Below are 14,533 nucleotides of genomic sequence, written 5' to 3' on the forward strand. Positions count from 1 at the left end.
AGCGCTGTCCACCGCGAGAGGTGCACGAGCCAGTCGATGCTCTCGTAGCCGCGCAGGGTTGTCTCGGCTTCGGCGAAGCCGGTGGTCGCGGTGTCGCGGTCACCGTCGCGCCCGGCCCGGACGGCGACGGCGGCGGCGAGCAAGGCCCGGTTGGACCGGGTGTCGGCGCCTGCGGCGCCGCGGACGCGTTCCTCGTCGGCGGTCGTCAGCGACGCCTCGGTGGACCGCAGCAGCGCCCACAGTCCCCAGTGCGGGAAGTGATGTCCGGGGAGGCCGGCCAGCAGGTCGGCCGCGGTGTCGAGGTGGGCCAGCGCCGCGGCACGGTCCGCACCGAACAGCGCACGGATGGCACGCACGCGACCGGCGATACCCGCCTCGATCGCGGGTGCCTCGGAACCCGCGGTCGCGCGGGCGCGGGCGATCGCCGCCTCCATCGCGGGTTCGTCGCGCTCGTGGGCGTAGGTGCGTGCGGTGGTCAGCCAGGCCCAGCCCAGCACCGGTGAGCCGATCCGGGCGGCCAGGTCGATCGCCCGGTCGGCGGAGCGGCGCGCAGGTAGGGTCTCCGACCGCGCGGCATAGGCCTCGGCGAGATGGAAGTCGGCATGCGCGATGGTGTGCGGATCGCCGATCTCCAGCGCGAGGGTGCGGGCCGCCTCGAGGCGGTCCACCCGCAGATTGTCGAAAAGGTCGATGGTACCGAGTTCGTGGAGTGCGCGGGCCCGCGCGTGCGGGTCGCCGGCGGACTCCGCGACCGCCAGCGCTTGTTCGAACCACTTCGCGCCCAGCGCCACGTCGAAGGTCCGGCCGGCGCGGCCGAGGATGTCGAGCGCCTCGCAGCGCAGGTCGGGGGCGAGTGTCGCATCCTCGGCCACCGGCGCGGCCAGGGTCATCGCACCCGTGAGGTCGCCCTGACCGAGCCGGATGAGCGCCGCGAGTACGTCGCGGGCAGGATCGCGGGTACCGGGCCGTTCCGGCAGGTGCCGCAGGTCGGCCTCTGCTTGGTCGAGGTCACCGGCTGCGATGGCGGCCCGGACCAGTGCCACCCGGATGCGGTGGACCGACACGTCGTCGTCGGGGAGAGATCCGAGTATTGGCTCGGCAGCCTCACGGACTCCGCGGTGATCGCCGCGCCGGCCCTGGACCTCGGCCAGTGCGACGGCGGCGGCGGGCAGGGGGAGCAGCGGGCGCAGGCTGCGCACCGCCGACCCGAGCGCGCCGCGGTCCGCGGCCGCCAGCCCGATGTGCAAGAGAACCTCGCGCCAGGTGCCGATGTCGCCGGCGTCCTCGGCCAGCGCGAGAGCCAGATCGCCGTGCGCGGCCGACCCGTCGGGGGAGTCACGCAGCAGATCGAGGGCCACCCGCGCGAGTGCGCGGCGCTCGGGGGCGAGCAGGCCGCGGACGACCTCGTCACGGGTCAGGGCATGACGGAAACGCAGGCCACCGCCGTGGTTGTCGTCGATGATCAGGCCCGCGTCGGCGGCCGCCCGCAACCCCGCCGCCACCGCGCGCTCATCCAGTGACGTCATCGCACCGAGGAACCGCCAATCGAACTCGTGTCCGAGGACCGCGGCGGCCTGCACGATCGCGCGAGCGTCGGGGCTCAGGGCGGCGAGCCGGCGATGCACCGAGGCCGCGACGGTGGGTGGTGCGACGGTGCGCAACCGCGGGCCGTCGACCACCCATCGGCCGGCGGTGTCGGCGTTCGTGGTGGGCTCGCGGACCAGGACACCGGAGCGCATCAGACCGGCCAGGAGTTCCTCGACCGCGAACGGGCTGCCGGCGGCGCGCGACCGGACGAAATCCAGGAGTGCGGGGTCGACGGCGTCGACGCGCAGACAGTCGCGGACCATCGCCGTGACCGCCTCCGCCGACAGCGGTGGCACGTTGCGGGCGACGATGACCCGACGATCGAGGAGCCGTTCGAGTGCGGGCGCGAGGTCGGCGGTGCGCGAACTCAGCAGGAGCCGGGCGCCGTGTGCGGCCTGGTTGTCCACCAGATATCCGAGGGCCGCGAGTTCGTCAGGGTCCGACCACTGCAGATCGTCGAGGACGAGGAGGATGCTCACGCGGCGGGAGGCGGCGCGCAGGAACCGGATCAGCTCTTCGGCGAGGCCGACCGCGGAATCCGGCGTCAGGGTCAGCGCCCGCAGCGCCGACTGCCAGGTCACCCAGAGCTGGTCGCCGGGTTGACATCCGGATTCGATGTCGAAGCGGCCGATGGCCTCCTTCAGGCTGCGATAGCCCTCGGTCGCCTCGCCGTCGACGGCGCGGCCCTCGAGGACCCAGAGTCCCTCCGCTCGCGCGCGCTCGACGGCGTATTCCAGCAGTCTGGACTTGCCCATCCCCGCGTCGGCCAGCAGCAGAAGTGGCGGTCCACCCGTCGAGCCGGACCCGACGCGGGTCTCGAGGTCGGCGAGCAGGTCGTCGCGGCCGACGATGTGCTCGGCGACCAACAGGCCGGATGGCAGCCTATCGGCGGGAACGGAGTGCACCGGAACGCTCCCCACCTCGTGAATCGTGTCACATGCCCCGGGTCTCGACAACGCGAGCAGCCGGTTGGGTGAACGAGCATTTGCCCAGGACAACACGACTGGCGTAACCTTGCACGCGCGCATGCGTTGTTTGCGCGCGCAGTCGTCGTGCCCGGGAATCGTCATCCGATCGCGGGAAGCGGCAACCGAAACTGTACCTACTACATACCTGTCCGGAGCAACTCAACATATGTCGTCCCCCACGATCGCCTCGCCGCAAGTAGCCGTCAATGACATCGGCTCGGCCGAGGACTTCCTCGCCGCCATCGACTCCACGATCAAGTACTTCAACGATGGCGACATCGTCGAAGGCACCATCGTCAAGGTCGACCGCGACGAGGTCCTGCTCGACATCGGTTACAAGACCGAAGGCGTCATCCCGTCCCGCGAACTGTCGATCAAGCACGACGTCGATCCCTCTGAGGTCGTCAACGTCGGTGACGAGGTCGAGGCACTGGTCCTCACCAAGGAGGACAAGGAAGGCCGCCTGATCCTGTCCAAGAAGCGTGCTCAGTACGAGCGCGCCTGGGGCACCATCGAGGAGCTCAAGGAGAAGGACGAGGCCGTCAAGGGCACCGTCATCGAGGTCGTCAAGGGCGGCCTGATCCTGGACATCGGCCTGCGTGGCTTCCTCCCGGCGTCGCTGGTGGAGATGCGCCGCGTCCGCGATCTGCAGCCGTACATCGGCAAGGAGATCGAGGCCAAGATCATCGAGCTCGACAAGAACCGCAACAACGTGGTGCTGTCGCGTCGCGCCTGGCTGGAGCAGACCCAGTCCGAGGTGCGCAGCGAGTTCCTGCACCAGCTGCAGAAGGGCCAGGTCCGCAAGGGCGTCGTGTCCTCGATCGTCAACTTCGGTGCGTTCGTCGATCTCGGCGGCGTCGACGGTCTGGTCCACGTCTCCGAGCTGTCCTGGAAGCACATCGATCACCCGTCCGAGGTTGTCGCCGTGGGTGACGAGGTCACCGTCGAGGTTCTCGACGTCGATCTGGACCGCGAGCGCGTTTCGTTGTCGCTCAAGGCCACCCAGGAAGATCCGTGGCGTCAGTTCGCCCGCACCCATGCGATCGGTCAGATCGTCCCGGGCAAGGTCACCAAGCTGGTGCCGTTCGGTGCGTTCGTCCGCGTCGACGAGGGCATCGAGGGTCTGGTCCACATCTCCGAGCTGGCCGAGCGCCACGTCGAGGTGCCGGATCAGGTCGTCTCGGTCAGCGACGACGCGATGGTCAAGGTCATCGACATCGACCTGGAGCGTCGTCGGATCTCGCTGAGCCTCAAGCAGGCCAACGAGGATTACACCGAGGAGTTCGACCCGTCGAAGTACGGCATGGCCGACAGCTACGACGAGCAGGGCAACTACATCTTCCCCGAGGGCTTCGACGCGGAGACCAACGAGTGGCTCGAGGGCTTCGAGCAGCAGCGTGAGGCATGGGAGGCCCGGTACGCCGAGGCCGAGCGCCGTCACAAGATGCACACGGCTCAGATGGAGAAGTTCGCCGCTGCCGCCGCCGAGGCCGAGAACGCCCCGTCGGATTATTCGTCGGCGTCGGAGGGTCGCAGCTCGTCCTCGTCGAGCTCGAGCGGTTCGTCGTCCGGCGGCTCGCTCGCCAGCGATGAGCAGCTCGCCGCACTGCGCGAGAAGCTGTCTGGTAACGCCTGACATCTCTGATCGGTCGAAGGGCCTCTCCCGGTTCGGGAGGGGCCCTTCGTCGTTGTGCGCGCCGTCGCCGCTCCTTCGTTCCGTTCTCGCTGCACCGATCGATGCAGCGAGAACGGAACGAGGGAGCGAGAGCCCTGGGCGGGGGCTGTCACGGGCGGAAACCCAGTCTGTGCCGGAGGGTGCGGGGACGAGCGCGCCGGCATTTGCAAGACTGGTGGGCGTGATCAGACTGGGCTTGTCCGGCGGCATCGGTGCCGGGAAATCGACGGTGGCAAAGACCTTCATCGAGCGCGGCGCGTACCTCATCGACGCGGACAAGATCGCCCGCGAGGTGGTGGAGCCCGGGACGCCCGGCCTGGCCGCGCTGGTCGAGGCGTTCGGTGCGGAGATCCTGACCGACGACGGTTCGCTCGACCGTCCCGCGTTGGCCGCGAAGGCCTTCGTTGACGAGGAGCAGCGTCAGAAGCTCAACGCGATCACCCATCCGCTGGTCGGGGCGCGGACCCGGGAACTGCTCGAAGCCGCTCCCGACGACGCCATCGTCGTGCAGGACATCCCGCTGCTCGTCGAGGGCAATATGGCGCCGTTCTTCCACCTCGTCGTCATGGTGCACGCCGACGCCGAGACCCGTGTCGAGCGCCTGACCACGGCCCGCGGCATGCCCGAGGACGATGCGCGGGCCCGGATCGCCGCACAGGCCACCGACGAGCAGCGGCGTGCCGTCTCCGACGTGTGGATGGACAATTCGGGTACCACCGAGGACCTGGCGAACGCGGCTGCGACCCTGTGGTCGGAGCGTCTGGTGGCGTTCGAGCGCAATGTGCGCGCCCGCCGACCCGCACAGCCCCTGGTCCATCTCGTGGCGGCCGATCCCGACCCGTCGACCCTGGGCACCCGACTGGTCAACCGGCTGTGGGCGATCCTCGGCGACAAGGCGACTGCAATCACCCAGACCGCGACGGACACCCTGGCGTCGGAAGCCGAGACCCTGGGTCTGGAGTTGTCGCCGGCCGATCTGACCGCACCCGAGGTGTCGGTGACCCTCGCGCCCGCCGTCCGCGGCGTCGCCGAGTTGTTGGCCGACGGTGGGTTCCCGCGGGTCGACGGCGAGGTCGACGTGTACGCCTCCGCCGATCCCGGCCGGCCCGGGGTGGTGCGCACGATCGTCGGCTGATCCGGGGAGTGGTCTTCGTCGTTCACCCGAATGAATCTGACTACGGATGTGCGTAGAATCACAACCTCACCAGGTCGCGTGACCCTATCGTTTGTTAGCGTGTGGGCGCGCACCCGGTGGTGCCAATGGAAATCAGCGCTCGAGTCGAGGGAGAGTACGCCGTGAGTGCACGGATCAAGGGGCGGGCTGCGGCAGCAGCGATCGCGTTTGCAGGTGTTGTGGGAGCGGGGATGGCGCTGGCCGGCCCCGCGGGCGCGGCGGTGACCGCCATACAGGTCGACAGTTCGAACCTGTTCGGATCGCTGGATCAGCGATACGGCGCGGGCTGCGCCTACGGCATCATCGCGGATGTTGACACCGAGGCGCCTGTCGAGTTCAAGGTCAACGGCCAATCTGTGCTGGGTGGGACCAAAGAGCCTGACGGCGGCAAGGCCGTCTACAACTGGGTCCCGGTTGCTCCTGGCGAGTACACCATCACCGCAACGCAAAGCGGTGTGAGCAAGTCGGTCGGACCACTCACCGTGGGTGTCGGTGTCTACACCGGCAGTTCCTGCATCGTTCTGTACTGACGCTGGACAACTGAACCGAGACCATAGCGGGGGCGTTGCGGACACGAGTCCGCGGCGCCCCGCTGTGTTTCATGGAACAATCGTGCTACATGAAACAAAGAGGCGACGAATGTAACAAAGTCCTCTCCTCGGGGTGGCGGGCTTGTTAGCGTTGACCCTGCGCGCCCGTGGGGGGCGACAATTCGCACGAGATTGTCGAGGAGTCGAGCAGAGTCATGAGTATTCAACGTGCCCGCAATTCATTCCGGATCGTTTGGGCCGCAACGGCTTTCGTCGCGACCGCGGTGGCCGGCATCGCACTCGCCAGCCCGGCGGACGCGGCACTACGGGGCGTGGCGATCGGTACGCCCGCCGGCTACGGCTCCTCGGCGGGCTCAACCAACTACGACGTCTACGGCGCGGGCTGCGCCTACAAACTCGACATCATCGTCGACAGCCCGAAGACGGCCAAGTCGAAACTGAAGGTCGCCTCGACCACGAACGGCAAGACCGTCACGATCTACAACCAGAAGCCGGCCACCGTGGCCGTGACACCGACATGGCGGCCCGCGACGCCGGGCCGCTACGTTCTCGCCGCCACCCTGGACGGGGTGACCAAGCAGCGCACTGTGGACGTCGGCACCGGCGTCCAGCTGCCCTGGTTCATCCGGGGCGGTGCCTGCTTCGTCGTGCCGATCTACTGACCGGAATCGGCACCGGGGTCGGCGGGGCGGTCGCGGAAGAAGACCGGCCCGCCCACCTCGGCATCGAGCCATCTCTGCACGTCGTGGTCGTGCTCGGCCGCGCCCACCAGGGCCCGGGTCGCGATGGCCACGGCCTCCTGGCATTCGGCGGTCGGTAGGTAGCCGGCCGCATGCGCCTCGAACAGCTCGTCGACGTCGATCAATTCGAGCGGATGTCCCGGCACGTCGACCAGGTCGAGGTACCAGTCCTCGGCGTGCCAGCGCCCGTCGTCGTCGGGGCCGGTGAAGCGGCCGACGTCGAGGTAGAGGCGCTGCCCCTCGTGATGCCCGACGTGGAAGTGGAAGATGTTGGCGCGCAGCCCCAGCTTCGGTAGCAGCCACGACTCCAGGTGGAAGAACCGCGGGTGATCGGCCGGACGTGACATATAGAGGCCGTAGTCGGTGACCTCATACCGTTCGACCTCCCGGAGGAAGCCCTTGTTGTCGGTGTTGGTCATTGCCGGCACGTCGAAGACCTCGCGTTTGGGGGGATGCAAGACTCCGGTCATGGGCACACCCTAACCCGCAGGTCAAACAGTGGTCGGCCGACGGAACATTTCTGTCGGAGGTGCCGTTTACCCTGGCACTATGGCTTTTGCAGCAGAACGGCCGGTCCTCGCGCACTCCGAGTTCCGTCCCATCGGGGAGGTCGAGCGTACCGGGGGCCACTTCGAGGTGATCAGTGAGTACGAGCCGGCCGGTGACCAACCTACGGCCATCGACGACCTCGAGCGGCGCATCACCGCGGGGGAGAAGGACATCGTCCTGCTCGGTGCAACCGGTACCGGCAAATCCGCCACGGCCGCCTGGCTGATCGAGCGGGTGCAGCGGCCCACACTGGTGATGGCACCCAACAAGACGCTGGCGGCTCAGCTCGCCAACGAACTGCGGGAGATGCTGCCGAACAACGCGGTCGAATACTTCGTCTCGTACTACGACTACTACCAACCCGAGGCGTACATCGCGCAGACCGACACCTACATCGAGAAGGACTCCTCGATCAACGACGACGTCGAACGGCTGCGGCATTCCGCGACGTCGAGCCTGCTGTCGCGGCGCGACGTCGTCGTCGTCGCCTCGGTGTCCTGCATCTACGGTCTGGGTACCCCGCAGTCGTACCTGGACCGCTCCGTGGAACTGGCGGTCGGCGAGGAGATCGACCGCGACGCGCTGCTGCGGCTGCTGGTCGACGTCCAGTACACCCGCAACGACCATGCGTTCACACGTGGCAGCTTTCGGGTGCGCGGCGACACGGTCGAGATCATCCCGTCCTATGAGGAGCTGGCGGTCCGCATCGAGTTCTTCGGCGACGAGATCGAGGCGCTCTACTTTCTGCACCCGCTGACCGGAGATGTTGTGCGGCAGGTGAACTCGTTGCGTATTTTCCCCGCCACGCACTATGTGGCCGGGCCGGAGCGGATGCAGAAGGCGATGACGAGCATCGAGGAGGAACTCGAGACCCGCCTCGCCGACCTCGAATCGAAGGGCAAACTCCTCGAGGCACAGCGGTTGCGGATGCGTACCACCTACGACCTGGAGATGATGCGACAGGTCGGGTTCTGCTCGGGCATCGAGAACTATTCGCGACACATCGATGGACGTCCCGCGGGCAGCGCCCCGGCGACCCTCATCGACTACTTCCCCGACGACTTCCTCCTCGTCATCGACGAGTCGCACGTCACGGTGCCGCAGATCGGCGGCATGTACGAGGGAGACATGTCCCGGAAGCGCAACCTGGTCGACTACGGGTTCCGGTTGCCGTCCGCGGTGGACAACCGCCCGCTGACCTGGGACGAGTTCGTCGGTCGGATCGGCCAGACGGTATACCTCTCGGCGACGCCCGGCCCCTATGAACTCGGCCAGGCCAACGGCGAGTTCGTGGAGCAAGTGATCCGGCCGACCGGACTCGTCGACCCGCAGGTCGTCGTCAAGCCGACCAAGGGCCAGATCGACGACCTCGTCCACGAGATCCGTGAGCGGACCGAGCGCGACGAGCGCGTGCTGGTCACCACGCTGACCAAGAAGATGGCCGAGGATCTGACCGATTACCTGCTCGAGCTCGGTATCCGGGTGCGTTACCTGCACTCCGAGGTCGACACCCTGCGTCGCGTCGAGCTCCTCCGTCAGCTGCGCAGCGGCGACTACGACGTGCTCGTCGGCATCAACCTGCTCAGGGAAGGGCTCGACCTTCCCGAGGTGTCGTTGGTCGCGATCCTCGACGCCGACAAGGAGGGATTCCTGCGGTCGACCACCTCGCTGATCCAGACCATCGGCCGCGCGGCGCGCAACGTGTCGGGAGAAGTGCACATGTACGCCGACACCATCACCGACTCCATGCGTAATGCGATCGACGAGACCGAACGTCGCCGGGCAAAGCAGATCGCGTACAACACCGAGAACGGCATCGACCCGAAACCGTTGCGCAAGAAGATCGCCGACATCCTCGACCAGGTCTATCGCGAGGCCGAGGACGAAGCGGTCGGCGTCGGCGGTTCCGGGCGCAACGCGAGCCGCGGCCGGCGTGCGCAGGGAGAGGTCTCCAAGGCGAAGGGCGGCGGTAGTGCCGGGGTCATCGAGCACCGTGACACCTCGTCGATGCCGCGGGCCGAGCTCGCCGATCTCGTCTCTCAGCTCACCGAGCAGATGATGAGCGCGGCGCGCGATCTGCAGTTCGAACTCGCCGGCCGACTGCGCGACGAGATCGCTGACCTCAAGAAGGAACTGCGCGGGATGGACGCCGCAGGCATCAAGTAACGGTCGAGCGGGCGTACCCCGGCGTCCACCGTGCGCACCCCCACGACCCGGTGTGCACGGTCGACGGGCGCTACGCCGGTTGGCGGAGGTGGCGGGCGCGCGACAAGCGCCGATACCCACGATCCGCGGACAAGTCGACATCTCCCAACTACTCTGCCCGATCAGAGGTTCGGCTCATCGGTAGGCTGAGACCACATTGTGGTCGGGGGACCGCTGGGAACATCGACTGTGGAGGTAGGGATGGGCGCTTATCAGACGATCGTCGTCGGCACGGATGGCTCGGAGTCATCTCTGAAGGCGGTCGAGCGGGCGGGGGCGATCGTAGGCTCGGGCACCTTGGTGATCGCGTGCGCGTACTTTCCGAACGATCGCGGTGTCGGTGGGGCGGCCGATGTCCTGAAGGACGAGGCATATCAGATCACCGGGTCGTCGCCGACCGAGGAGATCCTGCGCACGGCAAAGGAACGTGCCCACGGGGTCGGCGCGGAGAACATCGACCAGCGCGCGGTCAAAGGGGCCCCCGTCGACGCTCTTCTGCAGTTGGTCACCGACGTCAAGGCGGATCTGCTGGTCGTCGGAAACCGGGGGCTCGCCTCGATCGCCGGGCGCCTGCTGGGTTCGGTACCCGCCGACGTCGCACGCAAGGCCGCCTGCGACGTGCTGATCGTGCACACGACGTAGCAAGATCAGGCGTCGCGGTGCATGTCGCTCAACTCGTCGGGCAGATCCTCGGCATGGACGACGATTAGTCGCTGGGTGGCGCGGGTGAGTGCCACATAGAGATCGCTGTGGCCCAGCGGTGACTGTTTGAGGATAGCGGCGGGTTCGACGACGATGGTGTTGTCGAACTCAAGCCCCTTGCACGCGCCGACGGTGAGAACCCTTGGTGGCGAGTCGAAGTCGGCCGCCACCGAGGTCAACTGCGCGTGGTGTGCATCCGGCACGATGATCGCGGTGAGACCGGTCAGCTCCGGGCGCCCGGCCGCCCCGAACGCAGTGGCGCCGAGCATATCCGCCTCGGCCCGGATCGCCGCGGGCTCGATACCGTTGCTCCGCAACGACGTCGGCGGTGACTGTCCGGATCCGATACTCGCCAGCACTCGCGTCGCATACGTCATGATCTCCGCGGGCGTGCGGTAGTTGACGGTCAGTTCCCGGTGATGCCAACGATCGGCGACGTAGGGAGTCAGGACATCACCCCAGGATCTCGTGCCGGCCAGGTCGCCCGTCTGGGCGGTGTCGCCGATGATCGTCATCCAGCGGTTCGGGATCCGGCGCATCACCATGCGCCACGCCATCGCGGAGAGTTCCTGCGCCTCATCGACGATGACGTGCCCGAACGCCCAGTTGCGGTCGCCGTGTGCGCGTTCGGCGGTGGTCAGCCGCTGCGTCTCGCTCTGACGCGCGGCCAGCTGCTCGGCATCGATCAGGTCGTAGGCCATCAGGATCTCGGGATCGAGCTCGTCCTCGAGATCCTGCGGTGCCGAACCGGTCAGGATGTCGAGTGCATCCTGCGCATCGGCGAGTTGTCGACGCCAGCGGGCGCGCTCTGCCCGTTCGGCGTCATCGGTGCCATAGCCGATGAGTTCGGCGAGTTCGTCGAGCAGCGGCACGTCGGCGGGGGTCAGGGCACCGGCCCCGGGCCCGAACGGATCCCGGTGCAGCGCTGAACGATCCGCATCCGACCACCCCGGGGTCGCCTTGCGGACCGCCGCCGGATCGGCCAACAGATCCCGCAGCATCTCCTGCGGCGAGAGCGATGGCCAGAACTTCAGCAGGGCGCGGCGGATGTCGACATCCTGACTCATCTCGTCACGGATGTCGGCGATGTCGGCACTGCTGAGCAACTGGGAACCATCGAGCAGGCTCGATCCGATCGAGCGTGCGTGTGCCTGGGCGAGACCGTCGAGCGCGGCACGCAGAAAGGCCGGCTGCGCCAGGTTGTGGGCTCGCCGGGAACTGCGGGCCTTCGTGCGCGCCGTTTTGATGAGGTCGGAGTCGATCATCACCTGATAGGTGTCGAAATCCACCGGGACAGGCTTGGTCGGCAGCGACTGACGAGCGCGCACCGCACGTTTGAGCATGTCCACCATCCGCAGATCACCTTTGATCGCGGCGGTGGCGCGGGACTCGGTCGCGGTGGCCTGCACCCCAGGAAACAGATTGCCGATCGTCGACAGCAGGACACCCGATTCGCCGAGCGAGGGCAGGACTTGGCCGATGTAGTTGAGGAAGTCGTCGTTGGGTCCGATGATCAGAATGCCGCTGCGCGACAGGATGTCTCGATGTGTGTAGAGCAGATATGCGGCACGGTGCAGGGCGACGGCGGTCTTGCCGGTTCCGGGTCCGCCCTGGATCACCGTCACCCCGCGATGCGGAGACCGGATGATCAGATCCTGCTCCCGCTGGATTGTCTCGACGATGTCGGTCATCTCGCCCGTACGCGCGGTGTTGAGAGCTGCCACGAGTGCCGTCTCGTTGACCACGTCGCCGTGCGCGGTATCGTCGGCCGACGCGTCGCCGAGCGTGAGGAACTCGTCGTTGACGGCGCGGACCCGACGACTACGCGTACGGATGTGTCGCCGACGCGCCACCTCCTCGGGGGAGGCCGGCGTGGCCAGATAGAAGGGTCGCGACAGCGGTGCGCGCCAGTCGAGAAGCAGGGTCGTGTCGGCGGCATCGTCGTCGAGTACCCCGATACGACCGATCCGGCGGACCTCGCCGTCGTCGAGATCGAGACGCCCGAAGTACAGGTTGTGTTCTGCCGCATCGAACTTCGCGAGGTCGTCGGTGTAGAGCCGCTCATAGGATTCGCGTTCGGACCGCGCCTGGGGTGTACCCCCGGACTCGCGCAACGTCGCCGTCAGCCGGCGCTGCGCGGTCGCGCGCATCCGGTCGAGTCGGGCGTAGACCAGGTCGAGGTGGCCCTGTTCCTCGGTGACCCGCGCATCCACCTCGGTTTCGGTGGTGCTCACGACAGCACTGCACTCTCGTCGTAGCGCCGGACGGGCAGTCCGGCGTGCGTGCGCAGACCGCCGACCCGCAGTGCGGTACCCAATCGACCCGCGACCATCGGATCGCCGAGTCGCGCGCACACCTCGGCCGCCGGGCCGCGCAGTGCCAGGTCGGGAATGCGGCCGTCGAGCCAGCCGATGATGTCCTTCTGGGAACCGAACGGGACCCGAACACCGGTCTCGGGGTCGGCGACGACTCCGTGCCGGGACACATACAGCCCGAACGTCGCGGGAATCAGCGGTGCGACGACCGGGTGGTCGGCGGTGGAGAGCATCATTCGATGGTAGTTCGGTTCGGTGGTGTCGAGGGCTGCCGCCTCCTCCTCGGTCAGCCAGGCGCCGACCGTGCGCAGCTCGGCCCGGTGGACGAAGAACGGTGTGGCGGGTACATATCCGCGGGCGGACACGTGTGCGGAATAGCCGACTGCGATGTGCATCACGGTGAGCCGCATCATCGGGGGAGTCGATGAGCCGCTTCGGTGAGCGAGTTTGGCCCGCAGCACCCGCGGGGACGCGTTCGAGCCGACCGCGACCACGAGGCGGCGACCATGGACGGAGTCCGGGGTGATCTCATCGAGGACTACGTCGGCGGATGAGGTCCACGGGTAATCGTGGGCCGGCAGGCCCGGTTCGGTCGGCGTGGTTATGAGCGGACCCCTCGCCAGCGCCGTCGACCTTCCTCGACACCGTCCTGCGCCTTGCTCTTGGCGCTGGTCGCGAGAGCGGCCAGTTCGTCGGCCAGTTCGGGCGCGCGCTGACGGAGCAGCTCCGCGACATCGGTCGAGCGGTCGCGGGCGGCCTCGGCGAGCTCGGGGGCCCGGTTCTTGATGATCTCGGCATACTCGGCGGACAGTTCGCGCGCCGCCTCGGCGAGCTCGGGGGCGCGGTGACGGATGATCTCGGCGGCCTCGGCCGACTTCACGCCGAGCGTATGGGCGCCCTCGTGGGAACGGTCTCGAATGCTTTCCCAGCTGGACTCCGACGCCACCGCACCGGCGGGGAGTGCAGCCGCGAGTGCCTGGCTCGCCGCGGAGGCCTTGCGACGGCCCCGCCAGGCGAGCGACGGTTTGCCCTCGGTGTCGACGGCGGTGATGAGCAGCCCACCCAACAGGCTCACGTTCTTGTAGAACTGGGTTCGTGCGAGCGCGCGCTGGGTCGGATCGGCCTCCTCCCAGAACGCGTGGCCGGCAAGCGTTGTGGGCACCAACGATCCCGCGAGCCCCAGCGCCGCCAGGCGTGGCATGGTCCCGGTGGCCAGGAGCAACCCGCCACCCACCTGGACTGCCCCGTTGATCCGGACCAGGGTCTCGGCCTCGGTCGGCACCTTGTCGGTGACCGAGTCGGGCAGCGTGTTCACGGATTTGTCGACGAGTCCCTGGGCTTTGGCGGCCCGGGGCTTCGGATTGCGCAGAGAGTCGATGCCCCCTGCGATGAAGATGGTGGCGAGCATGGGGCGGGCAATTCGGCGGATCAGCATTGATGCCTCCTTGGGGCGCGGCTCTGGGTCCCGTGGGACGAGAATCGAACCCAATCGAGGCTACCGGGCACCGTCGTCCTGCGCAGGCGCCCAGCTCAGCGGGAGTTTTGTCGCGTCGAAGTGGGCTCACCAACCCCGGGCGCCACTTGGGCAGCGAGGGCCGTTCGGTCCCGAGCGTGGTGTCCTTGCCGTGTCGGGGTATACGACGGTCGAGTGGGCGTAGCGGTCGAAGAGTTTGGTCGAGACATCGTTCAGGAGCGTGCCGATGTCGCCCGGCCACGAGGCCCCCCGTCCTGCTCGTCGGGTGGCCCGAGACCCCGCCCTCCGCTTCCCGCGCGGCGTGTTGCACACCAAGGAGTGCAGCGCCACAAACACTCAAGGTCAGGCGATTGTCGGCACTATTTGGGGTGGCCAGTCGTCGGGCAACACATTTGCTGGCTTCGAGGAGCGGTGGTCGTCCCAGTCGAACTGGACGTTGTGCCACGCCGCAGGATTCGAGAAGTCGACGGAGCATCCCTCGATGAACTGCGCCCTGCGGAACGACGTCTGCTCGCTGTGGAACGCCCCGCCGAACCACGTCCACTCGCCGCGGAACTCTGCCTCGTCGAACGACGTCCGCAGGCCGCGGAACT

General features: G+C 67.7%; 11 protein-coding genes and 2 pseudogenes. 6 read left to right on the top strand and 7 right to left on the bottom strand.

What is annotated here, in order from left to right:
* Window positions 1–2,492, bottom strand: a 2,492-nt coding sequence (locus tag GORHZ_RS18920; protein ID WP_169330682.1) for an ATP-binding protein, incomplete at its 3' end; no start/stop codon positions are given.
* A 229-nt stretch (window positions 2,493–2,721) separates the two neighbouring features.
* Here GORHZ_RS18920 and rpsA point away from each other — a divergent pair.
* The 4 genes from rpsA (at window position 2,722) to GORHZ_RS18940 (ending at window position 6,617) form a co-directional block, all read left to right on the top strand.
* Entirely contained in the window at window positions 2,722–4,191 is a 1,470-nt protein-coding gene (gene rpsA / locus GORHZ_RS18925; RefSeq protein WP_006335831.1) for a 30S ribosomal protein S1, read from the top strand.
* A 220-nt stretch (window positions 4,192–4,411) separates the two neighbouring features.
* Window positions 4,412–5,365: a dephospho-CoA kinase gene (gene coaE / locus GORHZ_RS18930; RefSeq protein ID WP_040532505.1), complete on the top strand. Its 954-nt coding sequence runs from the start codon at window positions 4,412–4,414 to the stop codon at window positions 5,363–5,365.
* Window positions 5,366–5,595: 230 nt separating this feature from the next.
* On the top strand, window positions 5,596–5,934 hold the full coding sequence (locus tag GORHZ_RS18935; RefSeq protein ID WP_040532502.1) for a hypothetical protein: 339 nt from the start codon (window positions 5,596–5,598) through the stop codon (window positions 5,932–5,934).
* A gap of 215 nt (window positions 5,935–6,149) precedes the next feature.
* Window positions 6,150–6,617, top strand: coding sequence for a hypothetical protein (locus GORHZ_RS18940; RefSeq protein ID WP_006335834.1), 468 nt, complete (start codon window positions 6,150–6,152; stop codon window positions 6,615–6,617).
* Here the strand turns inward: GORHZ_RS18940 and GORHZ_RS18945 are convergent.
* Entirely contained in the window at window positions 6,611–7,165 is a 555-nt protein-coding gene (locus GORHZ_RS18945; RefSeq protein ID WP_006335836.1) for a ribonuclease FAU-1 family protein, read from the bottom strand. The genes GORHZ_RS18940 and GORHZ_RS18945 overlap by 7 nt on opposite strands.
* 79 nt (window positions 7,166–7,244) lie before the next feature.
* Between GORHZ_RS18945 and uvrB the strand changes: the two genes are divergently transcribed.
* Together uvrB and GORHZ_RS18955 are read left to right on the top strand one after the other, a co-directional pair.
* Entirely contained in the window at window positions 7,245–9,410 is a 2,166-nt protein-coding gene (uvrB, locus tag GORHZ_RS18950; RefSeq protein ID WP_006335838.1) for an excinuclease ABC subunit UvrB, read from the top strand.
* A gap of 240 nt (window positions 9,411–9,650) precedes the next feature.
* Window positions 9,651–10,091 carry a universal stress protein gene (locus GORHZ_RS18955; protein WP_006335839.1) on the top strand — a complete coding sequence of 147 codons (441 nt, stop codon included), beginning with the start codon at window positions 9,651–9,653 and terminating at the stop codon, window positions 10,089–10,091.
* Between the two features lie 5 nt (window positions 10,092–10,096).
* Here GORHZ_RS18955 and GORHZ_RS18960 read toward each other — a convergent pair whose 3' ends face one another.
* From GORHZ_RS18960 to GORHZ_RS18975, 5 genes and pseudogenes are all read right to left on the bottom strand, one after another.
* Window positions 10,097–12,385: a HelD family protein gene (locus GORHZ_RS18960; protein WP_006335840.1), complete on the bottom strand. Its 2,289-nt coding sequence runs from the start codon at window positions 12,383–12,385 to the stop codon at window positions 10,097–10,099.
* Window positions 12,382–12,879, bottom strand: coding sequence for a hypothetical protein (locus GORHZ_RS30960; RefSeq protein WP_006335842.1), 498 nt, complete (start codon window positions 12,877–12,879; stop codon window positions 12,382–12,384). The genes GORHZ_RS18960 and GORHZ_RS30960 overlap by 4 nt, the downstream gene beginning before the upstream one ends.
* A 188-nt stretch (window positions 12,880–13,067) precedes the next feature.
* The gene (locus tag GORHZ_RS18970; protein WP_006335844.1) at window positions 13,068–13,901 is read right to left on the bottom strand and encodes a DoxX family protein; all 834 of its coding nucleotides are present in this window, start codon (window positions 13,899–13,901) and stop codon (window positions 13,068–13,070) included.
* A gap of 126 nt (window positions 13,902–14,027) precedes the next feature.
* A pseudogene (locus GORHZ_RS31770) lies at window positions 14,028–14,195 on the bottom strand (MBL fold metallo-hydrolase); the annotation flags it as partial.
* Between the two features lie 87 nt (window positions 14,196–14,282).
* A pseudogene (locus tag GORHZ_RS18975) lies at window positions 14,283–14,533 on the bottom strand (hypothetical protein); the annotation flags it as partial.

Source organism: Gordonia rhizosphera NBRC 16068 (assembly GCF_000298195.1).
Lineage (GTDB): Bacteria > Actinomycetota > Actinomycetes > Mycobacteriales > Mycobacteriaceae > Gordonia > Gordonia rhizosphera.

What these genes read in the sequence shown, in the direction of transcription:
- GORHZ_RS30960 (WP_006335842.1), bottom strand. Translation starts at nt 12,879, where the DNA reads ATGATGCGGCTCACCGTGATGCACATCGCAGTCGGCTATTCCGCACAC.
- GORHZ_RS18940 (WP_006335834.1), top strand. Translation starts at nt 6,150, where the DNA reads ATGAGTATTCAACGTGCCCGCAATTCATTCCGGATCGTTTGGGCCGCA.
- rpsA (WP_006335831.1), top strand. Translation starts at nt 2,722, where the DNA reads ATGTCGTCCCCCACGATCGCCTCGCCGCAAGTAGCCGTCAATGACATC.
- GORHZ_RS18945 (WP_006335836.1), bottom strand. Translation starts at nt 7,165, where the DNA reads ATGACCGGAGTCTTGCATCCCCCCAAACGCGAGGTCTTCGACGTGCCG.
- GORHZ_RS18955 (WP_006335839.1), top strand. Translation starts at nt 9,651, where the DNA reads ATGGGCGCTTATCAGACGATCGTCGTCGGCACGGATGGCTCGGAGTCA.
- GORHZ_RS18935 (WP_040532502.1), top strand. Translation starts at nt 5,596, where the DNA reads ATGGCGCTGGCCGGCCCCGCGGGCGCGGCGGTGACCGCCATACAGGTC.
- uvrB (WP_006335838.1), top strand. Translation starts at nt 7,245, where the DNA reads ATGGCTTTTGCAGCAGAACGGCCGGTCCTCGCGCACTCCGAGTTCCGT.
- GORHZ_RS18970 (WP_006335844.1), bottom strand. Translation starts at nt 13,901, where the DNA reads ATGCTGATCCGCCGAATTGCCCGCCCCATGCTCGCCACCATCTTCATC.